We start from the raw sequence: 20,431 nt of genomic DNA on the forward strand, positions 1-20,431 counted from the left end.
CGTTACTCGGCTTCCGGGGTTGGGCGGCTTTCGGGGGGTGCGGGCTGTGGCGGCACGCCGGGGTTCGGGGCAACGTGGCTGGGCTTGACCCTGGGGATCTGCTGCGTGCGGGGATTCCGCTGCCGGTCCCTCTTCTCCTTCAGCTTCTCCTTGACCTTGTCGCGCGGCGATTCGTGGCTGCCGGTTCCCGAGGGGTCGTGGGTGCGCAGTTCCTCCTGCGCCTCCAGCATGTCCTCCAGCAGGGAGCGCAGCTCGGCCCGGACATAATCGCGGGTGGCCACTTCGCGGAGCGCAATCCGCAGCGAAGCAAGCTCACGGGTCAGGTATTCGGTGTCGGACAGGTTCCGTTCTGCACGTTGGCGGTCCTGCTGCAGCGAGACGCGGTCGCGGTCATCCTGGCGGTTCTGGGCGAGCAGCAGCAGCGGCGCGGCATAGGACGCCTGCAGCGAGAGCATCAGGGTCAGCAGCGTGTAGCCGAGGGCGCGGGAGTCGAACTGCCACTCAAGGGGTGCCCACGTGTTCCAGACCAGCCAGATGACAACGAAAATTGTCATATACACCAGGAACTGCGGCGTGCCCATGAACCGGGCAAAACCCTCGGTGGCGTGGCCGAAGGCGTCCGGGTCCGGGGAGAATTTGGGCAGGATCCGCTTGCGGCCGCTCAGGGGTGTGTCGAGGCTTCCTTTGGTTGCCGTCTTGCCCGTGCCGCGCTGGCCGGGATTCTTGGGAGCGCTGTTGTCAGCCAATGCGGCCACCGAGCCTTCTTATCGGGGCTTCGCCATCATGGGCGCGCCAATCATCCGGTAACAGATGATCCAATACGTCATCAACAGTCACCGCCCCCACAAGCCGGCCGTCGTCATTCACGACAGGGAGGGAGTTCAGGTTATAGGTAGCCAGGGTCCTGGCCACCTCGCTGATGTGGGCCTGGTCCGACAACGGCTCAAGATTCTTGTCCACCAGGTTGCCCAGGGGCTCGAACGGCGGGAAGCGCAGGAGCTGCTGGATGTGCACCACGCCCAGGAAGCGGCCGGTGGGGGTCTCGAGCGGGGGCCTGGCGATGAAGATGGAAGATGCGAGGGCAGGGGAGAGTTCCTCGCGCCGGACGTGGGCCAGTGCCTCGGCCACCGTCGCTTCAGGGGGCAGGATCACCGGAACCGGCGTCATCAGGCCGCCGGCGGTGTCCTCGTCATATTCGAGCAGGCGTCGGACGTCTTCGGCGCCTTCGGGCTCCATGAGCTGCAGCAGTTCTTCGGCCTGCGCGGTGGGCAGTTCGCCCAGGAGGTCGGCGGCGTCGTCCGGGTCCATCTCTTCCAGGACGTCGGCGGCTCGCTGGACGTCCAGGGCCGAGAGGATTTCCACCTGGTCATCCTCGGGGAGCTCCTGCAGGACGTCGGCGAGCCGTTCATCCTGGAGCTCGCTGGCCACCTCGAAGCGGCGCTTGTCGCTCATTTCCTGCAGGGCCTCGGCGAAGTCGGCCGGTTTCAGGTCCTCGTGGTTGGCGACGAACTGGGTGGCGGCCTGCGGCTCCGTGCGGGCTCCCTGCAGGGCGTCCGCCCAGTCAATGATCATGGTTTCGTTGCGGCGCAGCCGGCTGAGCGGCGAGAGCGAATGGCCGCGGCGGACGAACAGCTTGCTGACGAACCAGTCCCGGGAACGGTGCTGGTCCATGGCGATGTCCTCGATGGTGGCGTCTCCGCTGCCATCCCGGAGGGTCACCCGACGGTCAAACATCTCAGCGACCACCAGCGTCTCGGCACCACGCTGCTCAAAGCGCCGGAGGTTGACCAGGCCGGTGCAGATGATCTGGGTCTGGTCGATTGACGTAATGCGCGTCATCGGCACAAAAACGCGCTTCTTTCCCGGAACTTCGACGACGATACCCACCACGTGGGGGGCACCCCGGCTTCCACGCGAGAGCACCACAACATCGCGCAACCTGCCCAGACGGTCGCCCAGCGGGTCGAAGACGTCAAGACCCAGAAGGCGCGCCACAAAGACGCGCGAAAGATTTGTGCTCACGTCTACAGGCTACCGAGTCTGCTCTCTTTTAGCTGAATTTACAGGCCGCACACATGCTGATGGGCAAGAATGGAGGTATGTCAAACATTTTTGGTGCTCCCAAGGCCGGCGGGCCCAACGGCGTGGACGAGTCCCGCACCGTCCCCACTGGTGACACCGTCGGTTCCTACACGTCCTACCTGGATGCCCAAAAGGCTGTGGACTACCTCGCTGACCAGCAGTTCCCGGTCCAGATGGTGTCCATCGTGGGCAACGAGCTCAAGATGGTGGAGCGTGTCACGGGACGCCTCAGCTACCCCCGCGTTGCGTTGTCCGGGGCTCTTAGCGGCATGTGGTTCGGTTTGTTTGTGGGCGTGATGCTGTCCTTCTTCGCTCCTTCGCCCGGATACTTCTCCATCCTGACCTCCGTGCTGATGGGTGCGGCGTTCTTTATGCTGTTCGGCATCGTCACCTATGCCATGCAGCGGGGAAAGCGCGACTTCACCTCGACCAGCCAGGTCGTGGCCACCAACTATGACGTCGTGGTGTCGGTCGAGGCAGCCCACGAGGCCCGGCGCCTGCTCCAGCAGTTGCCCATGACGCGGTCCGATGCGGCTGCCGGCCCCAGGCCCCACACGCAGGCCGACTACTACAACCAGCCGTACCAGCAGCCCGGGCAGCAGCCGGGCCCGCAGCAGGGCCAGCCCCCGGTGCGGCCAGCCAGTTGGAACGATCCCTACGGCCAGCAGGGTCCCGGCACGCAGGGCACCCCGGCTGCGGCCGCGCAGCCCGGCCAGCCCGCCGAAACCCCGGCGCAGCCGGCTCCGGCACCCGCGGCAGCGGTCCGTTACCCTGACCTCCCGGACGGCCGGCCACAGTACGGCGTCCGCGTCAGCGATAACCCTGCGCCCGCCCCCGCCGGCAACAATGCAGCTCCTGGTGACGAACGCCAGGACGCCGGACAGCCCGGAGCGGCACCTGAGCGTAGCCGGGACGAAGCGGGCTCATAGCCGCCCCGCTCCACTCAGCGCGAACCCTTAAGCGCGAACGGACACTTAAGCCCCGGGGCTTAAGTGTCCGTTCGCGCTTATCCGGATTGTGCGGTTATGCGGGGGAGTGCTGGCTGCCTTCGCCGTCTGCTTCCCGGTAGATGCCCGCCATCCAGGACTCGACGTCGTCTGCCTTGCGGGGCAGCGCGGCGCTCAGGTTGACGGGGCCGTCGGCAGTCATCAGGATGTCGTCCTCGATCCGGACGCCGATGCCGCGGTATTCCGCCGGAATGTGCAGGTCCTCGTTCTTGAAGTACAGGCCCGGTTCGATGGTGAAGACCATGCCTTCGGTGAGGACGCCATCAAGGTACAGCTCCCGCTTGGCCTGGGCGCAGTCGTGCACATCCAGCCCAAGGTGGTGGCTGGTGCCGTGCGGCATCCAGCGGCGGTGCTGCTGGCCCTCATGGCTGACGGCTTCCTCCACGCTCACCGGGAGCAGGCCCCACTCTGCCAGGCGTTCGGCCAGCACCGTGGTGGCCGCCGTGTGGATGTCCCGGAACTTGGTTCCGGGCCGGGCCGCGGCGAATCCCGCGTCGGCGGCGTCGAGGACCGCTTCGTAGACCTTCCGCTGGACGTCGGTGAACGTGCCGTTGGCCGGCAGGGTCCTGGTGACGTCGGCGGTGTACAGGGAGTCGGCCTCCACACCGGCGTCGAGGAGCAGCAGCTCACCGGCGCTGATGCTGCCGGTGTTGCGGGTCCAGTGCAGCACGGTGGCGTTGTTGCCCGAAGCGGCAATGGTGTCGTAGCCCAGTTCGTTGCCCACTTCGCGGGCACGGGCGAAGAAGGCGCCTTCCACAACCCGCTCGCCGCGGGCATGGGTCAGGGCGCGGGGGAGTGATTTGACCACCTCGACAAAGCCTTCGACCGTCGCTGCGACGGCAATCTTCATCTGCTCAACCTCCCACTCGTCCTTCAGGAGGCGGAGCTCGGACAGGGCTTCGGACAGTTTTTCATCCAGCGCGTCGAGGACGACGAGGTCCAGGTTGTCCGGGTCCTTGGCCGTGTTGTAACGGGCTGTGTCCACCAGGGCGTCGATGTTCTCGTCCACCTTGCGGACCAGGCGGATGGAGATGCCGCCGATCTCGGGGGCCCCCACGTTCTTGGTGATCGCGGTTTCGAGCGCGTCGATGTGCGCGGTGGGCAGGCCCAGACGGGCTTCAAACTCGGCGAGGGTAGGGCGGGCCCCGATCCAGAACTCGCCGGAGCGCGAGTCTGCGTAGAACTGCTCGGTGTCCCGGCCGGCCAGGGGGCGGAAGTACAGCGTGGCGTGGTGGTTCCCGCCGTCGTCGCCCTTTCCTTCGCCGGCCGGTTCCAGGATGAGCACGGCGTCCGGCTCATGGTCCAGGCCCAGACCGGTGAGGTGCGCGAATCCGGAGTGCGGACGGAAGCGGTAGTCGCAGTCGTTGGAGCGGACCTTCAGCGGGCCCGCGGGAATGACCAGGCGTTCGCCTTTGAACTGGTCAGAGATGGCCCTTCGCCGGATCGCGGCGAAGCTGGCGACTGCGTCGCGGGTTGGCAGTTCCTGGCTGGATGGCGCCCAGTTGCTGGCCATAAAGGCCTTGAAGGCATCGGAACTGGGCCGCTGCGAGCGGTTGTTGACGCGCTCGTCGAGGGGCTGGGAAGCAGAGTTCAGGGTGTTTTCGGCATCGTTCACCGCACCATCGTCTCATCAGCGGACATGCACGGGCGACAAGGGGCGTGGGCTCGCGGCCGGCGCCCATCGCCCACGACAGCCGCGCGGGTTTACGATTGCACTTCACGGCGAATGCCATGCGCATCGCAGGCTTCCGTGCAACGGGAAGACGGCCATGGAATCGAATGACAACAAGGCTCTGGTTCGGCGGTTCTACGCAGAGATCGATGCGGGCAATATTGATGCGATGGATGATTTGGTCGCTGAAGACTACCTTGACCATAACCCGCCGTTTCCCGGGTTGCCCGGCGGACGCGAAGGACTCAAGGTGGCCTTCGGCATCTTTTGGACAGCCACCCCTGGACGGCACGAGATAGAGGACCAGGTCGCTGAGGGGGACCGCGTCGTAACCCGTCTGACTGCATTCGGAACCCACACCGGCGACCTTCCCGGTCCGCTCCCTGCCACCGGTGCGAATCTGCGGGAGAGTGCCGTGGCGATTCATCGCATCGAGAATGGGCGAATCGTTGAGCATTGGTCCAGCAGGGATGACCTGGGCTTAATGCAGCAGCTCGGCGTGGTCAGGTTGCCCGGGACTGAGGGGGGTAATACCGGCGCGAACGCGGTCAACTAGGCTGGGCAGGTGAGGATCGACCTGCATGCCCACTCCAATGTTTCCGACGGCACGGAAACCCCCGCCGATGTGATGGCCTCCGCCGCCCGTGCGGGGCTGGACGTCGTCGCGCTGACCGACCATGACTCCACGGACGGCTGGGCCGAAGCGTCGCTGGCCGCCGTGCAAGCCGGCGTCGCGTTTGTTCCCGGCATGGAGGTTTCCTGCCGGACTGGGCAGGGGATCAGCGTGCACCTGCTGAGCTACCTGCACGATCCGGACCACCCGGGGCTGCTGGAGGAGATCACCAAGGCCAAGGACGCCCGCCTCACCCGCGCCGAGCGTATGGTCACCCTGCTCGCGGAGGACTACCCGCTGACGTGGGACGACGTGATCCACCATGTGGCGCCCGGCGCAACCCTGGGGCGGCCCCACATCGCGGATGCCCTGGTGGCGGCCGGTGTCGTGGCGGACCGTTCCGAGGCATTCACGTCCATCCTGACATCGCATTCACGGTACTTCGTCCAGCATTACGCACCTGATCCGGCCACCGCCGTCGAACTGGTCCGTGCCGCAGGTGGTGTCCCGGTGTTTGCCCACCCGGTCGCTTCCGCGCGGGGCCGGATCGTGGGGGAGCGCACGTACCGGGAGATGATCGACGCCGGCCTGGTTGGCCTGGAGATCGACCACCGGGACAATCCGGAGGAAGGCCGGACGTTCCTCCGGAGCCTTGCTGCCAAGCATGGACTGCTGGTTACGGGTTCGTCCGACTACCACGGCACAGGCAAACCAAACCTGCTGGGGGAGAACCTGACGGCGCCGGAAGTGCTGGCCCGGATCGAGGAGCTTGCCACCGGGACGCCGGTGGTTCGCGGAGCAGCTACAGCGTCTTGACGGGCAGTCCCGGCTGAGTAATGTTGCGCGTACTGAGGGTGGTTTGGAACCCAAAAAAGGTCTCGTCGCCATGCAACATTTTTTACGGTAGACGGAGAGAAACCATGTTTAGGAAGTCACTCGCCGCGGCTGGCCTTGCCGCAGCTTTTATGTTTGTTCCCGCCGCAGCAGCGCAGGCCCTGCACTGCGAGAACGTGAGCCGGCCGCCGGCTGCTTGCGGGGCCGTCTGCACAGACGGTCCGATCTTGGTCGGCAACTGGGCTTGGCTTCCCAGTGTCTTCCCGGGCGCCCCTGAGGCCTGGGTCTTTGTTCCGCCAGGAACGGTCCAGGGCTTTGGTCTGCCTGGCGAAGACGGGAATTTTCAGAGTGGCGATGGCGTCGCCCTGCTAGTCAATGCCATTTGCGATTCGGAGGGGAAGGTCCTGGTGCATCGGCAGGTCGAGCATGGAATCCAACTGATGGAAGACGCCTGCGAGGCAGCTCACTGACGAAAGTAAGTCGCACTAAGTGTCGTTTTGGGCGCTCAAAACGACACTTACTGCGACTCAGTGGGCGGGTACGAGGTGAATGTTGCCTTGGCACCCAGCCGCTTCGCCATCACATCGATTGCCGGCTGGTTCTGGTCCACGCACACGAACTTCCGGTCCAGCTTGGCCGCCACGGCGCCGAGCGTTCCCGAGCCCGCGAAGAAGTCCAGGCACCAGTCCCCGGGACGACTTGAAGCGGCCACCACGCGACGGACGAGGCCCTCGGGCTTCTGCGTGGGGTAGCCCGTCTTTTCCTTGCCCGTGGGGGAGACGATGGTGTGCCACCAGACATCGGTAGGCAGTTTTCCGAGTTCCCGTTTGGCAGGCGTAACAAGGCCGGGGGCCATGTACGGCTCGCGGTCCACCTCGGCGCTGTCGAAATGGTACTTCGCCGGGTTTTTGACGTACACGAGGATGTTGTCGTGTTTGGTGGGCCAGCGGTACTTGGCCCGGGCGCCGTAGTCATACGCCCAGATGATCTCGTTCAGGAAACATTCCCGGCCGAAGATGGCGTCCAGCATCACCTTGGCGTAGTGGACTTCCCGGTAGTCCAGGTGGAGGTAGAGGGTGCCGTCGTCCGCCAGCAGGCGCCAGGCCTCCACCAGCCGGGGCTCCAGGAACGACCAGTAATCGCTGAACGCGTCGTCGTACCGGTGCAGGGCGCCCTTGATGGTGTCGTAGGACCGCCCCTTGAAGCCCACGCGGTCGCCCGAGCCTTCGGCGTTGACCACCATCCGCGTTTCCTGGCGCTGCTGGGCCCGTCCGGTGTTGAACGGCGGGTCCACGTAAATGAGTGTGAAGGCGCCGTCCGGCAGCGTGGGGAGGAATTCCGCGTTGTCCGCGTGTACCACCAGGTTGCTGCCGTCCGGCGCCCAGACAGATTCAGTCATTGAGGCTTTTAGGCCTCGGCGCTGCCCGGCTGCGTGCCGTTGTCGCCGCCGGCCACCACTTCGCCGTTGCGGCGGCGGGTGCGGGTCCGGCTGCGGCGCGTCCGTGACTGGTCGCCGTCGGCCGGGGCTGATGCTGCCGGTTCCGCGGCGGGACCGGTGCCGGCGGTCGCCGCGTCGGAGGTACGACGGCGGCGCTCGCCCGAGCGGCCTGCCGTTTCCGACCCGGCGCGGCGGCTGGATGACCGTGCGCGGTCGCGGCTGCCGTCACGTCCGGCGTCGCGTCCGCTGTCTTTTGCGCCGTCGCGTCCGCCGGAGCGGGAGTTCTTCTTGCCCGTTTCGCCCAGGTCCTCAAGGACTTCGGCGTCAACGCCGGCGAGGGTCCGCTTGTTGCGGGGCAGGCGGCCCTTGGTTCCCTCCGGGATGTCGAGCTCTTCGTAGAGGTGCGGTGAGGAGGAGTACGTCTCGACCGGCTCGGGGACGCTCAGGCCCAGTGCCTTGTTGATGAGGCCCCAGCGGGGCATGTCGTCCCAGTCCACAAACGTGACGGCGGTGCCCTTGTTGCCGGCGCGGCCGGTGCGGCCCACGCGGTGCAGGTAGATCTTTTCGTCTTCGACGCACTGGTAGTTGATGACGTGGGTGACGTCGTCGACGTCGATGCCGCGGGCGGCGACGTCGGTGGCCACCAGGACGTCGACCTTGTTGTTGCGGAAAGCCCGGAGCGCCTGCTCGCGTGCGCCCTGGCCCAGGTCGCCGTGGATGGCGGCGGCCGCGAAGCCGCGGTCCACCAGTTCCTCGGCCACCTTCGCGGCGGTCCGCTTGGTCTTGGTGAAGATGATGGTCCGGCCACGGCCCCTGGCCTGCAGGATGCGGGCAACTACCTCGATCTTGTCCATGCTGTGGGCGCGGTAGATGAGCTGGCGGATGTCGCGCTTGGTCAGGCCCTCGTCGTCGGGGTCGGCCGCACGGATGTGGGTGGGCTGGGTCATGTAGCGGCGGGCCATGGCGATGACCGGGCCGGGCATGGTGGCGGAGAACAGGAGCGTCTGGCGTACCGCAGGAGTACCGGCGATCAGGGTCTCGACGTCCGGCAGGAAGCCGAGGTCCAGCATCTCGTCGGCTTCGTCCAGGATGACGATCTTGACGTTCTTCAGGCTCAGGTGCTTCTGCTTGTAGAGGTCGATCAGGCGGCCGGGGGTGCCGACGACCACTTCGACGCCGTTCTGCAGGGCCTCCACCTGGGGCTCGTACGCGCGGCCGCCGTAGATGGTGGCGATGCGGGCATTGCGCTTGCGGGAGGCGGTTTGGAGGTCGTTGGCCACCTGCACGGCAAGTTCGCGGGTAGGAACAATTACCAGGGCCTGCGGGGCGCCCGGCACTGCGAGCTTGTCGAAACCGGGGTCATCGCGGCCCACCACGCGCTGGAGCGCGGGGATGCCGAAGCCCAGGGTTTTGCCGGTACCGGTTTTGGCCTGTCCGATGATGTCATGGCCCGAGAGCGCCACCGGCAGGGTCATGGCCTGGATCGGGAACGGGTGGGTGATCCCGGCGTCGGCCAGGGACTCCACGATATCGGCGCGGACGTTGAAGTCGGCGAAGGACTTCTCCTCGATCTCGTGCGGCTTTTCATCCGAGATAATGGTTTCTTCCGGCTCGAGGGTCTCGGTGCCGGAATCGTCAATCAGGAGCTGGTGGGTATGCAATTCACTCACAGGGGAGTTTCCTTATTCATTTGGGCATTGGCGCTGCCTGCTCAACGGGCCGGCCAACGTGGCCGTTCCGGAGCACGCTCGAAGCGCGCAAGCAAATCCAGTGGAAGCCGATCGCGGGCTATCTAATGCTGGCACTGGTGACCAGCGGGTGTATCTCAAGATCGCGTAGGGGCGGGCTTGTTGAATTCAAAATCAAGGAAATCAACGACCGGGCATCCATATCTACTTCTTCAGTCTACCGGCAAGGACTCCTAATCCCGGCTTTGCCCCTTCGGCAGCCCTGCGGCTAACTGACCAGCTCGAAATGGACTTCCCGCGTGGCGATGTCCGAGGAGAGAAGCCGGACCCGGACCTTCGTGCCTGATTCGAGGTCTCCGGCGCAGCGCGCGGTGACTGCGGGTTCGGCTATCTGGATGATCCCGGACGGGCCGTTACCGTTCCTTCCATTGCCGTTGCCATTTCCGTTGGAGCCGTTGCCGCCGCTCTTTTCATTCCCGTCCTTCTGCGGCTTGGACCCGGAAATGACGATCGCGTCGAATTCCTGTCCGACGTGGTTGACCAGCAGGGCAGCTTCGACGGTGTCCAGGGCCAGCCGCTCCATCCGGGCGGCCAGCTGGTCGGAGCCGGCCATGATCCCGGGCAGGGAGGGCAGGGCCTCGCGTGCCCAGCCCGGGACGGCCCTGCCGTTACTGAGGGCGTCGCAGATCACCAGCACAAAACGGTCCACGAGGCGGCGGAGCGGGGCTGTGGTGTGGGCGTAGGCTGCCCCGATCGCGGACTGGATGGCGTCGTCCGGGATCCCGCCGTCGAACGCCGTGTAGCTGGCACCGCGGAAGAGCATTCCGGCCGAGTGCATGATGGCCAGTTGCCGGGGGTCGGTGGGGTCGAGGGTGCGGAGGTACTCCCCGTAGCCGGCCTTTCCGTCCCAGGGTTTGCCCAGCGCCTCGGTCTGCAGCCGGAAGTGCCGCAGGGACCGTTCGTCAGGTGCCGGCATGGTCCGCAGGATGCCGACTTTGCCTTCGAGCATCAGCGTGGCGGCGGCCATCCCGGTCATCAGCGAGATCTGGGCGTTCCAGTCCTCCACGGGGAGCTGCGGAGCCGCGGCGATCCGGTAGCCGCCGTCGGGAAGCTGGACGATCTCCTGCTCGGGCATGTTCAGGCTGGCGCCGTCGCGTTCCCGTTCCAGCTCAACGCGTTTGAGGCCCACTTCCTTCAGCAGCTGAAGCACCGGTGAAGCTGTTCCGGCGTCGAGTTCGGCCTGCGCCCCCTTGTAGCTGAGTTTGGCCCGGCTGCGGACACGCGCCCTCTGGACGGCCACGGCGGTCACCTGGGCAGCCGGGTCCAGTTGGAAGTCCCAGACGAAGGCAGAGCAGAGCTGGCCTGCCAGGAGGCTTCCGGCCCCCTCGCTGATGACCTCCGGATGCAGCGGGATTCGGCCTTCCGGCGCGTAGAACGTCTGTCCCCGGCGGCGGGTCTCGGCGTCCAGCGGACCGCCGGGCGCTACGAAAGCGGGAACGTCGGCGATGGCGTACAGAACCCGGTAACCGCTTCCGGCCGGCTCAATGAACAGTGCCTGGTCAAGATCGGTGGACGACTCCGGATCGATGGTGAGGAAGTCAACGCCGGTCAGGTCGGCGTCCGGAAGCTGCCGGGCTGCGACGGCTGCCTCGGCATCACGGACCGCGTCTGCCGGATAGGCGCCCGGCAGTTCCAGTTCGGTCCGCAGCGCGCCCAGTGCCTCCTCGAGGGCATTGTTGTGCTCGTGGACGTTAGGGGCCAACCGATGATGTGACACGAAAATCAGGGTAGCCCGATTTTCGCCGATAATGCACGCAATCGGTCCCCCGGCCCGCAGTCCTAGGAGTCGGCGGCGTCCAGGGCCGCCAGGAGCGCCGACGCGGCCGCGGCAGGGTCCGCGGCTTCGGTGATGGCCCGGACCACCACTACCCTGCTGGCACCCGCTTCCACCACCTGCTCCACGTTGCCCAGGTCAACGCCCCCGATGGCAAACCAGGGCACGGTTGCCCCGCCGGAAGCGGACCCGGCCCGCTTCACCGCTTCCGCCGCATACTTCACAAGATCAAGCCCGACGGCGGCCCGGCCGGGTTTGGTGGGTGTGGCCCAGACCGGTCCAACACAGAAATAGTCGAGTCCGCCGGCGGCGGCCGCGGAGGCGGTGATGGCGCCGTCGATCTGCGCGGTGGTGTGGGTGGACAGCCCGATGACGCCGGCGTCCTGGACGAGCGAACGTGCCGCAGCAAGCGGAAGGTCCTTTTGGCCCACATGGAAGACCGGCGCCCCCGACAGCACCGCGACGTCGGCGCGGTCGTTCACGGCCCACAGCCGCCTGTGGCGCTCGGCCGCCTCTTTCAGCACTGCCAGCAGCTCAAGTTCCTCGGCCGCCTCGATGGTCTTGTCGCGGAGCTGGATGATGTCCACCCCGCCGGCGAAGGCCGCATCCACAAACCCGGCGAAGTCGCCGCGGTCCTTTCGCGCATCCGTGCACAAGTACAGCCGGGCGCTGCTGAGGGCGTCGGACCGGAGTGCGGTGTTGGAAAAGGCGGTGCTGTTGGAAAGGGCGTGGTTCATGGAAACCAGACTAGTTCCTCTAAACTGGGCAGGTACTGCGGGAGCCCGTGGCAGCTGTCATAAAGCGGCCGGGCTGAGAGGGCGTCAGAGCCGACCGCTTGACCTGATCCGGCTAGTACCGGCGTAGGGAAGGAAACAGATGCTCCCCCCAACCGGAAGTCCGTCCGCTGCGGCTCCCGCTGAGCTGCAAGCCGATGTCGCCGTTATCGGTGGAGGCGTGATCGGCCACGGCATCGCCTGGGAGGCCAGACGCTCGGGCCGTTCGGTGGTGGTCATTGATGACGCCCCCGGTTCCGGCGCCAGCTGGGCTGCGGCCGGCATGCTCGCCCCGGTGAGCGAGCTGCACTACCAGGAGGAGGACCTCCTGGAGCTGATGCTTGAATCCTCGGCGCTGTGGCCGGCATTCGCCGCGGACCTGGCCCGCGACGCCGCGGCTGACGCCGGCTACCTGGCCACACCCACGCTCGCCATCGGCGCGGACGCCGCCGACCGCCGGGCCCTGATGGACCTGCGGGCCGTACAGCAGGCCCACGGGCTGGACGTTGAACCGCTGACGGTCCGTGAAGCCAGGAGCCGCGAGCCGCTTCTGAGCCCTGCCATCTCCTGCGCCCTGGACATTCCCGCCGACCACCAGGTGGACCCGCGCAAGCTTGTGGCGTGCCTGCGTCAGGCGTTGGCCAGCCACGGGGAAGATCCACGTTCCGCCGTCACCGGAGCGCTCGACGCTTTCGCCGTCGTCGACCGCGCGTCGTCCCTGATGTGGGAGGACGGCCGGGTCACCGGCGCCAGGCTGGCGGGCGGGGGACTGGTGACCGCCGGGGAAACCGTGGTGGCCAACGGGCTGCACGCGGCCTCCCTGGACGGATTGCCTGCCGGGCTCCGGTTGCCGCTGCGTCCGGTGCACGGGGATATCCTCCGGCTGCGCGTCCCGGACCACCTCCGCCCGCTTGTCACTGCCACCGTCCGTGGCCTGGTCCGGGGTGTGCCGGTGTATATCGTTCCGCGGTGTGACGGCACAGTGGTGATCGGGGCCACCCAGCGCGAGGACGCCCTGGCTGCTTCCGGCCCGGAGCGCGGCGGAGGCGCCGCCGGCGTTTCGGCGGGCGGCGTCTACCAGCTGCTCCGCGACGCCCAGGTGCTGGTGCCGGCCGTCGCCGAGCTGGAGCTGCTGGAAAGCACGGCCAGGGCCCGCCCCGCCACGCCGGACAACGCGCCGCTGCTGGGCCGGGTCAACTTCCCTGAAAGCCGCGGACACGTGCCCGGCCTCATCGTGGCCACCGGCTTCTTCCGCCACGGGGTGCTGCTGACGCCCGCAGCGGCCACCATCTGCCGGGATCTCATGGACGGGCGGACGGATCCGCGTTGGCACCCGTTCAGCCCGGCCAGGTTCTCCGGCCGCCCTTCCACCGTTCAACCCATCAAGGAACATGCATGAACATCACCCTCAACGGTACACAGCACGCCGTGTCCGACGGCGCCTCCATCACCACGCTGGTCAGCCAGATCACCGGCCGGCCCCTTGCCGCCAACGGACAGGCGACGGACGGCCGGAAACTGGGTGTCGCCGTCGCACACAACTCCGAAGTAGTACCCCGAAGCCAGTGGTACGTCACGGCGCTCGCCGACGGTGACGACGTCGAACTGGTCACCGCAGTCCAGGGAGGCTGAAGCATGACCGAAACCATCAACGCCACCAACCGGGCCGGGCACCCGGACCCGCTGATCATCGACGGTGTGGAACTCGGGTCGCGCCTGATCATGGGCACCGGCGGAGCCCCGAGCCTGGACGGACTTGGCGCGGCCCTGCTGGCCTCCGGGACGGAACTGACCACCGTGGCCATGCGGCGGTTCTCGCCGGCCGAGACAGGCTCGCTGTTCCAGCTGCTGGTGGACCACGGAATCCGGGTCCTGCCCAACACGGCGGGCTGCTTCACGGCCCGCGACGCCGTCATGACGGCCGAACTGGCCCGCGAAGCGCTGGAAACGGACTGGGTCAAGCTGGAGGTGATCGCCGACGAGCATACTCTTTTGCCCGATGCCGTTGAGCTGGTGGACGCCACCGAACAGCTCGTGAACCGGGGCTTCAAGGTGTTTGCCTACACCAATGACGATCCTGTGCTGGCCCTGCGGCTCGAAAACCTTGGCGCGACGGCGGTCATGCCGCTGGGCTCGCCCATCGGTACCGGACTGGGCATCCTCAACCCGCACAACATCGAGCTCATCGTGTCCCGCGCCTCGGTGCCCGTAGTGCTGGACGCCGGGATCGGCACGGCCTCGGACGCTGCGCTCGCCATGGAACTGGGCTGCGACGCCGTCCTGCTGGCCACAGCGGTTACCCGTGCCCAGAACCCGGCGGTCATGGGGGAGGCCTTCAAGCACGCAGTCATCGCCGGTAGGCTGGCGAAAGCGGCCGGGCGGATACCGCGCCGTGAGCACGCCCTGGCGTCGTCGGCCATGGAAGGCCGGGCAGAGTTCCTCTGACCATCTCCCCGCCGCCGCCCACCGGCGCCGCTCCCGCACGACGACCCGAGGGAGACAGCTGTGGGCGGCAAGCAAGAGATACTCACCAGGTCCGGCATCGACGAGGCGCTGGACGGCCTTCCGGACTGGCGGTACCGCCTCGGCGGACTCGTGACGGTCTACAAAACGCCGACGGCGGCGGCAGCGCTGCAGCTGATGGCCGCCGTCGGACGCCTCGCCGAAGAACAAAACCACCACCCGGACCTCGACTGGCGGTATAACCGCGTCTTCCTGCGGTACACCTCCCATGACGCCGGCGGTGAGGTCACCTCCCGGGACGTGGCGGCAGCCGCCGCGGCAAGCGCGGCCGCAGCCGACGTCGGAGCAACAGCGGAACCGGGACTGCACCGCACCGTCGAGGTGGGCGTTGACACCACGGACGCCGCCGAAATCTCCGAAGTCTGGCGCGTTGCCCTCGGCTACAGGAAAGGCCCCGGCACGGCCCTCGCGGATCCGTACGGCCGGGGCCCTTCCGTGTGGTTCCAGGAGACACCCACGCCCCACAGCAGCCGCATCCACCTCGACATCCATCGAAGCCGGGGCGAGTCTGCGGCCGTTCTCGAAAAGTCCGCGGCCGCTGGCGCCTTAGTGAACCGTGACCACGCACCCGACTGGGTGGTGGTCACGGATTCACAAGGGAACAGGCTCTGCCTGTGCACGGAGGCAGGACATCAGCCGGCGGATTGAGCCGGCTACAGCTTGAGCGCCGCCGTCAGCCGGAGGGTGTCATAGTGCGCCCTGGTGCGTCCGAGGTAGATGGCAGCGCCCGCGGCAGCCACGGTCCCCAGCACCATGGGCAGGACCCACGGTATCCAGGTCAGGCCCGGCTGGTAGCCGAAGCCCGCGGCCATAAAGATGATCCAGCTCAATGCGCCGACGGCAGTGGCGACCCCGGCGGGCAGCCCCATGCCGTATTTGGCGTGCCGTTTGTCGTTAGCCCAGACAATGAAGCCTGCGGCCACGGTCACGAGCACAACAATCGTCAGCGAAAGCATTGAATCTCCTCAAAAACGCAACGGATGCCTGCCCTCGGAGGGCGGGTTGGCCGGCGGCCTGCTAGAACTGGCCGAAGCCGACCTTGCGGGCCTCTTCCGCGCCGATTTCGACGTAGCCCAGGGCATTGCCGGGAACGATGATGATACGGCCCTTGTCGTCCTTCAGGCGGAGCTCGGTGCCCTTGGTGATGGCTTCTTCAACGACCGTAGCCACGGCGTCAGCGTCCTGCGCTGATTCCAGCACGATTTCGCGGCCAATATTCTGAATGCCAATCTTAATTTCCAAAAGGGGGCCTCCCAGCCAATCAAAGTTTCTTGGGTTCTCTCATTTGTAGTCTAGGACTCTTTGGGGAAGCGAGAGATTCCGCGCCAAGCTAAACGATAGATGAGGTCGCTGGCCACATCGAGGTCGAGGTTTCCGTCGGTTTCGAGCCAGTACCGGGCGCTGACCTGGGCCATTCCCGCAAGCCCGCGCCCCAGCAGCTGTGCCTCCAGATGGGGCAGCTTGGTGTCCTCGGCAATGACCCGGGCGACGGCGTCGGCGAATGTTTTGTTGAATGTCTCAAGGCGTGAACTGACGTCCGGATCGTTGATCAGGTCCGATTCGAAGACCAGGCGGTGGGCCTGGTCGTCGCTGGCGATGAAGCGGTAGTACGCCCGCATCACGGCCTGGACACGTTCTTTATTGTCGATCGTGGAACTGAGGGCGCCGAGCATCAGGTCGGTCAGGGAGCTCAAGTGGCTGTCCAGCAGGGCCAGGTACAGTTCGCGCTTGGACGGAAAATGCTGGTAAAGCACCGGTTTGCTCACATGCGCCGTCTCGGCGATCTCGTCCATCGCGGCGCCATGGTATCCGTTGGCGACAAAGACCTCCTGGGCCGCAGCGAGGAGCTGGGCCCGGCGCTCGTCCCGGGGAAGTCGGGCGGACCGCTGGCCTGCGGCGCGTTGAGGTGCAGGCGGTTCGCCTTCGGACGCCCGGTCAGCCCGTGCTTCGTGGACCACAGTTGCCCTACTTTCCATTGCAGTTACCTCCACTTTACTGCGGGGTAATATGACCTCGCGGTATCTCGGGGCATACATTGAAGTATGGCTTCGACATTCACCACAAATGTTTCCTCTGTTTCCCTTGAACCCCTGGTGGAGCCCGCAGGGGATTTGACTCCCGCCGAAGTGGAGCGTTATTCCCGGCACCTCATCATTCCCGAGATTGGGGCCATGGGACAGCGGCGGCTCAAGAATGCCAAGGTGCTGGTCATTGGCGCCGGGGGACTGGGTTCGCCGGCCCTCCTGTATCTCGCAGCGGCGGGCGTGGGGACCCTGGGTATCATCGACGACGACGACGTTGACCTCAGCAACCTGCAGCGCCAGGTAATCCACGGCGTGGCCGACGTGGGACGGCCCAAGATCGAATCCGCCCGCGACGCAATCGCCGCCCTGAACCCGCTGGTGGACGTCCGGCTGCACAACGTCCGGCTGGACGCCTCCAACGCGCTGGAGCTCTTCGCGGACTATGACCTGATCCTGGACGGAGCGGACAACTTCGCCACCCGGTACCTCGTGAACGACGCCGCCGCCATCCTGGGCAAGCCCTACGTGTGGGGGTCGATCTTCCGTTTCGACGGCCAGGTGAGCGTGTTCTGGGAAAAGCACGGCCCCACCTACCGTGACCTTTACCCGGAGGCGCCGCCTGCGGGGTCCGTGCCGTCCTGCGGGGAGGGCGGCGTGTTCGGCATGCTCTGCGCTGCCGTCGGCTCGCTGATGGTCACGGAGGCAGTGAAGCTGATCACCGGCGTCGGGCGTTCACTGCTGGGCCGCGTGGCACTGTTCGACGCGCTCGGCGGCAGCTGGCGCGAGATCCGCGTCTCCAAGGACCCCGCGGCGGAACCGATTACCGAACTGACGGACTACGAGGCCTTCTGCGGCATCACCCCGGCTGCCTCAGCCGACACGGAGCACACCATCACGGCCACCCAGCTGGCCACCATGCTGGCGTCCAGGAAGGCAGGTTTGAAGGACTTTGACCTGGTGGACGTCCGCGAAACCGGAGAGCACGACATCGTCAGCATCGACGGGTCTGTGCTGATCCCGCAGGGGCGGATCCTCGCCGGCGAAGCGTGGGCGGAGCTGCCGCAGGACAAGGACATTGTGTTCCACTGCAAGGCGGGGACCCGGTCGGCGAACGTCCTGGAAGCAGCCCGGAAGGCCGGCTACCAGCGGGTCAGCCATCTCGACGGCGGAATCCTGGCCTGGGTGCGCGACGTGGAGCCGCAGAAGCCCGTCTACTGACGCCCCCTACCACGACGCTCTCACTTTTTGCCCGTTTTTCAACGACGCTCTCTCACTCTCTTGAACGAAGTGAGAGAGCGTCGTGGGGAAACCTGCAGGAAGTGAGAGAGCGTCGTGGGGCGGATCAGGCGCTTTCGAGGCCCTGGTGGTCCACCGGGCATTCGGCCTGCGCCGCGGCGGCAGGCTGCTCCACGGTGATGCCGTAGAGGGTTTCGAGCGCCGTCACGTAGTCGTCCTGCTGGCCGTTCGCCGCCAGCTCGCGGGCTCGGACAGTGGGGACATGCAGCAGCTGCTTGACCATCCGGCGGAGGGCGAACTCCACTTCCTCCGCCGCCGCGGTGCAGCCGTGCCGGGCACGGACCTTCTCCATTTCGGCGTCCAGGACGTTCATGGTGTGCCTGCGCAATGCCACGATCGCGGTGTCTACTGAGCGTGCTTCCCGCTCCTGTTCGAAAGCCTTGGCCGCGCCGGACACAATGCCGCTGGCCTGGGTGAGGGACTCGGCCTGTTCCTGTGGCGCGGCGAGGCGCACGGACTCCAGGGTCAGCAGTTCGACGCTGTCGAGCTCGCCGACTTCGGGGTCAAAATCATGGGTGAGGGCGAGGTCGATGGCGATCAGCGGCTGGGTGGATCCAGCGCGGACCTGCGCAAGTTCGTCCGCCTCGACGCGGGTGTCCGAGCCGCTGCAGCCGATCATGACATCGGCTGCCGCTACGGCAGCGGGCAGGGATTCGCTGTCCAGCGCCGTACCGCCGCGGGTGGCCACGAAGCCTTCGGCCCGGCCGGAGGAGGAGAACACAGAGATGTGGGTGCAGCCCCGCTCGCGGAGCAGCGCCATGGTGGCGCCGGCGTAGGCGCCGGTGCCGAACACCACGACCTTCTTGGCTGACCAGTCGGGGTTTTCGGAGAGGTCGGTGGCCAGGTCCAGGGCCACGGAGACGATCGACAGGCCCCGGGAGCCGAGGGCGGTCTGCGCACCCACGTCCTTGGCCGTCTTGGAAGCGGCCTGGAACAGCCGGACGAGGCCGGGGCTTGCCGTGCCCTCGTGCTGGGCGGTGATCAGAGCGCGGCGGACCTGCCCGGCGATTTCACGCTCGCCCACTACAGCTGAATCGAGCCCGGCGCTGACCGCGAAAAGGTGCTGGCTGACCTCGGGGCCCGTCCGGGTGCTGAAGGAGCGGGAGACGAGCTGTTCGTTGAGGCCGCTGAGCCCGCTGATCTGGGACACCAGGGCCGCGCGGGCGGCCTCCACGTCGTCGGCGTGGGGTGCTTCACCGTAGATTTCGTAGCGGTTGCAGGTGGCAAGCACCACCGCACCCGTCACTGCCGGCGATCCGGAGAGTGCGGATGTTGCGATACCGGAGGCACCGTTGCTCAACTGAGCAACGGTCTCAAGGTCGATGTCGGCGTGTGTAGCCACCAATGAAAAAAGAACCACAGCAGATCAATCATAGCTTTTTCGTGCCCCGGTAGAACAACCCGCAGGGCAGGAACGGCCGGCACGGGGCCGTGATTCCTGCCACGGCGCCTTTGCGGCCGCGATGGGTGACAGGCTGTCGTTATCTTTTGTGCCCGATTTTGGGGACAATCGAGGCATGACTTCCAGCTCCGCCGTGTCCAATGCCGTCTCCAACGACAGCGCTCTCGCTGCCGGCCATCCGCTGATGGACGGCCGCACCGCAGATTCTCCGCTCATCACGGCTTACCGGGGCGGCAAGCCGTCGCGCAGGCCCGTGTGGTTCATGCGGCAGGCCGGCCGGTCGCTGCCGGAGTACATGAAAGTCCGCGAAGGCGTGGCCATGCTTGACTCCTGCCTCCGGCCGGAGCTGGCGTCCGAGATCACCCTGCAGCCGGTGCGCCGGCACGACGTCGACGCAGCCATCTTCTTCTCCGACATTGTGATTCCGCTTAAGCTTGCAGGCGTCGGCGTGGACATCGTTCCCGGCGTGGGCCCGGTGCTGGACAAGCCGGTGCGAACGGCTGAAGACGTTGCGGCCTTGCCCCAGCTGACCTGGGAAGCCCTGGAACCAATCCGGGAAGCCGTGCGGCTGACCGTCGCTGAGCTGGGCAAAACTCCGCTGATCGGTTTCGCCGGCGCACCGTTTACCCTCGCCGCCTACATGGTTGAAGGCAAGCCCTCCCGCGACCACCTCGGCCCGCGCACCATGATGCACGCCGATCCGGAGACCTGGACTGCACTGGCCAACTGGGCCGCGGATGCCTCTGGGATGTTCCTCCGCGCCCAGCTTGAAGCCGGCGCCTCCGCCGGACAGCTGTTCGATTCCTGGGCCGGGTCGCTGGGCCTGGCCGATTACACCAAGTACGTGGCACCGGCCTCCGCCCGGGCGCTGGACCACGTCCGGCACCTCGGCGCGCCGCTGATCCACTTCGGTACCGGCACCTCGGAACTGCTCGCCGCCATGCGCGACGTCGGCGTGGATGTGGTCGGCGTCGACTACCGCCTTCCACTGGACGAGGCCAACCGGAGGCTGGGCGGCACGGTGCCCCTGCAGGGGAACATCGATCCCGCACTCCTGTCCGCTCCCTGGGAGGTGCTGGAAGCCCACGTGCGCGAAGTCATCCGGGCCGGCTCGGCAGCGCCAGGGCACGTGCTGAACCTCGGCCACGGTGTGCCTCCCGAGACCGATCCCGCCGTGCTGACCCGGGTTGTTGAGCTCATCCACTCCATCTCTCCGGAGTAGGTCCGTGGGCAAGGCAGCGGATC

Annotated in this window: 20 protein-coding genes and 1 riboswitch; of the genes, 9 read left to right on the forward strand and 11 right to left on the reverse strand. The window is 66.6% G+C overall.

Annotated features, from left to right (window positions below):
* Nucleotides 1–2: 2 nt before the first annotated feature.
* Both J2X42_RS01640 and J2X42_RS01645 read right to left on the reverse strand, forming a co-directional pair.
* A complete protein-coding gene (locus tag J2X42_RS01640; protein WP_310161513.1) occupies nucleotides 3–755 on the reverse strand; it encodes a DUF1003 domain-containing protein in 753 nt (250 codons plus the stop codon).
* Nucleotides 739–2,022: a magnesium transporter MgtE N-terminal domain-containing protein gene (locus J2X42_RS01645; protein WP_131131437.1), complete on the reverse strand. Its 1,284-nt coding sequence runs from the start codon at nucleotides 2,020–2,022 to the stop codon at nucleotides 739–741. The genes J2X42_RS01640 and J2X42_RS01645 overlap by 17 nt, the downstream gene beginning before the upstream one ends.
* A 77-nt stretch (nucleotides 2,023–2,099) precedes the next feature.
* Here J2X42_RS01645 and J2X42_RS01650 point away from each other — a divergent pair, with 77 nt between their 5' ends.
* Entirely contained in the window at nucleotides 2,100–3,011 is a 912-nt protein-coding gene (locus J2X42_RS01650) for a general stress protein (RefSeq protein WP_310161516.1), read from the forward strand.
* 94 nt (nucleotides 3,012–3,105) lie between these two features.
* Here J2X42_RS01650 and J2X42_RS01655 read toward each other — a convergent pair whose 3' ends face one another.
* Complete coding sequence (locus tag J2X42_RS01655) at nucleotides 3,106–4,704, reverse strand: aminopeptidase P family protein (protein ID WP_310161518.1); 1,599 nt, start codon at nucleotides 4,702–4,704, stop codon at nucleotides 3,106–3,108.
* Between the two features lie 154 nt (nucleotides 4,705–4,858).
* On the opposite strand from J2X42_RS01655, the gene J2X42_RS01660 reads away from it, so the two are divergent.
* Both J2X42_RS01660 and J2X42_RS01665 read left to right on the forward strand, forming a co-directional pair.
* The gene (locus J2X42_RS01660; RefSeq protein ID WP_310161520.1) at nucleotides 4,859–5,317 is read left to right on the forward strand and encodes an ester cyclase; all 459 of its coding nucleotides are present in this window, start codon (nucleotides 4,859–4,861) and stop codon (nucleotides 5,315–5,317) included.
* A gap of 9 nt (nucleotides 5,318–5,326) precedes the next feature.
* Nucleotides 5,327–6,190 (forward strand): PHP domain-containing protein, encoded by an 864-nt coding sequence (locus J2X42_RS01665; RefSeq protein ID WP_310161522.1) that lies wholly within the window; start codon nucleotides 5,327–5,329, stop codon nucleotides 6,188–6,190.
* Nucleotides 6,191–6,725: 535 nt separating this feature from the next.
* Here J2X42_RS01665 and J2X42_RS01670 read toward each other — a convergent pair.
* The 4 genes from J2X42_RS01670 to thiE all read right to left on the reverse strand — a co-directional run bounded on the left by J2X42_RS01670 (nucleotide 6,726) and on the right by thiE (nucleotide 11,905).
* Complete coding sequence (locus J2X42_RS01670) at nucleotides 6,726–7,607, reverse strand: DNA methyltransferase (protein ID WP_310161524.1); 882 nt, start codon at nucleotides 7,605–7,607, stop codon at nucleotides 6,726–6,728.
* An 8-nt stretch (nucleotides 7,608–7,615) separates the two neighbouring features.
* The gene (locus J2X42_RS01675) at nucleotides 7,616–9,316 is read right to left on the reverse strand and encodes a DEAD/DEAH box helicase (RefSeq protein ID WP_310161526.1); all 1,701 of its coding nucleotides are present in this window, start codon (nucleotides 9,314–9,316) and stop codon (nucleotides 7,616–7,618) included.
* A gap of 286 nt (nucleotides 9,317–9,602) precedes the next feature.
* A complete protein-coding gene (locus J2X42_RS01680; RefSeq protein WP_310161527.1) occupies nucleotides 9,603–11,111 on the reverse strand; it encodes an RNB domain-containing ribonuclease in 1,509 nt (502 codons plus the stop codon).
* Between the two features lie 62 nt (nucleotides 11,112–11,173).
* Nucleotides 11,174–11,905: a thiamine phosphate synthase gene (gene thiE / locus J2X42_RS01685; protein ID WP_310161530.1), complete on the reverse strand. Its 732-nt coding sequence runs from the start codon at nucleotides 11,903–11,905 to the stop codon at nucleotides 11,174–11,176.
* A gap of 27 nt (nucleotides 11,906–11,932) precedes the next feature.
* Nucleotides 11,933–12,052: riboswitch (TPP riboswitch) on the forward strand.
* On the opposite strand from thiE, the gene thiO reads away from it, so the two are divergent.
* The 4 genes from thiO to J2X42_RS01705 all read left to right on the forward strand — a co-directional run bounded on the left by thiO (nucleotide 12,045) and on the right by J2X42_RS01705 (nucleotide 15,112).
* Nucleotides 12,045–13,340: a glycine oxidase ThiO gene (gene thiO / locus J2X42_RS01690; RefSeq protein WP_310161533.1), complete on the forward strand. Its 1,296-nt coding sequence runs from the start codon at nucleotides 12,045–12,047 to the stop codon at nucleotides 13,338–13,340. (Overlaps the previous riboswitch by 8 nt.)
* A complete protein-coding gene (gene thiS / locus J2X42_RS01695) occupies nucleotides 13,337–13,573 on the forward strand; it encodes a sulfur carrier protein ThiS (RefSeq protein ID WP_310161535.1) in 237 nt (78 codons plus the stop codon). The genes thiO and thiS overlap by 4 nt, the downstream gene beginning before the upstream one ends.
* 3 nt (nucleotides 13,574–13,576) lie before the next feature.
* Nucleotides 13,577–14,386, forward strand: coding sequence for a thiazole synthase (locus J2X42_RS01700; RefSeq protein ID WP_310161537.1), 810 nt, complete (start codon nucleotides 13,577–13,579; stop codon nucleotides 14,384–14,386).
* Nucleotides 14,387–14,446: 60 nt separating this feature from the next.
* Nucleotides 14,447–15,112: a 4a-hydroxytetrahydrobiopterin dehydratase gene (locus J2X42_RS01705; protein ID WP_310161538.1), complete on the forward strand. Its 666-nt coding sequence runs from the start codon at nucleotides 14,447–14,449 to the stop codon at nucleotides 15,110–15,112.
* Between the two features lie 5 nt (nucleotides 15,113–15,117).
* Here J2X42_RS01705 and J2X42_RS01710 read toward each other — a convergent pair whose 3' ends face one another.
* The 3 genes from J2X42_RS01710 to J2X42_RS01720 all read right to left on the reverse strand — a co-directional run bounded on the left by J2X42_RS01710 (nucleotide 15,118) and on the right by J2X42_RS01720 (nucleotide 16,422).
* Entirely contained in the window at nucleotides 15,118–15,420 is a 303-nt protein-coding gene (locus J2X42_RS01710; protein ID WP_310161540.1) for a hypothetical protein, read from the reverse strand.
* A gap of 61 nt (nucleotides 15,421–15,481) precedes the next feature.
* Nucleotides 15,482–15,706, reverse strand: coding sequence for a DUF3107 domain-containing protein (locus tag J2X42_RS01715; RefSeq protein WP_056343932.1), 225 nt, complete (start codon nucleotides 15,704–15,706; stop codon nucleotides 15,482–15,484).
* A gap of 50 nt (nucleotides 15,707–15,756) precedes the next feature.
* A complete protein-coding gene (locus J2X42_RS01720; protein WP_310162142.1) occupies nucleotides 15,757–16,422 on the reverse strand; it encodes a TetR/AcrR family transcriptional regulator in 666 nt (221 codons plus the stop codon).
* Between the two features lie 84 nt (nucleotides 16,423–16,506).
* Here J2X42_RS01720 and moeB point away from each other — a divergent pair, with 84 nt between their 5' ends.
* Nucleotides 16,507–17,706 (forward strand): molybdopterin-synthase adenylyltransferase MoeB, encoded by a 1,200-nt coding sequence (gene moeB / locus J2X42_RS01725; protein WP_310161543.1) that lies wholly within the window; start codon nucleotides 16,507–16,509, stop codon nucleotides 17,704–17,706.
* A 124-nt stretch (nucleotides 17,707–17,830) separates the two neighbouring features.
* Here the strand turns inward: moeB and J2X42_RS01730 are convergent, their stop codons facing one another.
* The gene (locus tag J2X42_RS01730) at nucleotides 17,831–19,144 is read right to left on the reverse strand and encodes a glutamyl-tRNA reductase (RefSeq protein WP_310161544.1); all 1,314 of its coding nucleotides are present in this window, start codon (nucleotides 19,142–19,144) and stop codon (nucleotides 17,831–17,833) included.
* A 157-nt stretch (nucleotides 19,145–19,301) separates the two neighbouring features.
* Here J2X42_RS01730 and hemE point away from each other — a divergent pair, with 157 nt between their 5' ends.
* Nucleotides 19,302–20,408, forward strand: a complete 1,107-nt coding sequence (gene hemE, locus J2X42_RS01735; protein ID WP_310161546.1) for a uroporphyrinogen decarboxylase — start codon at nucleotides 19,302–19,304, stop codon at nucleotides 20,406–20,408.
* Nucleotides 20,409–20,431: the final 23 nt, after the last annotated feature.

This window comes from Arthrobacter sp. BE255, from assembly GCF_031457335.1.
Lineage (GTDB): Bacteria > Actinomycetota > Actinomycetes > Actinomycetales > Micrococcaceae > Arthrobacter.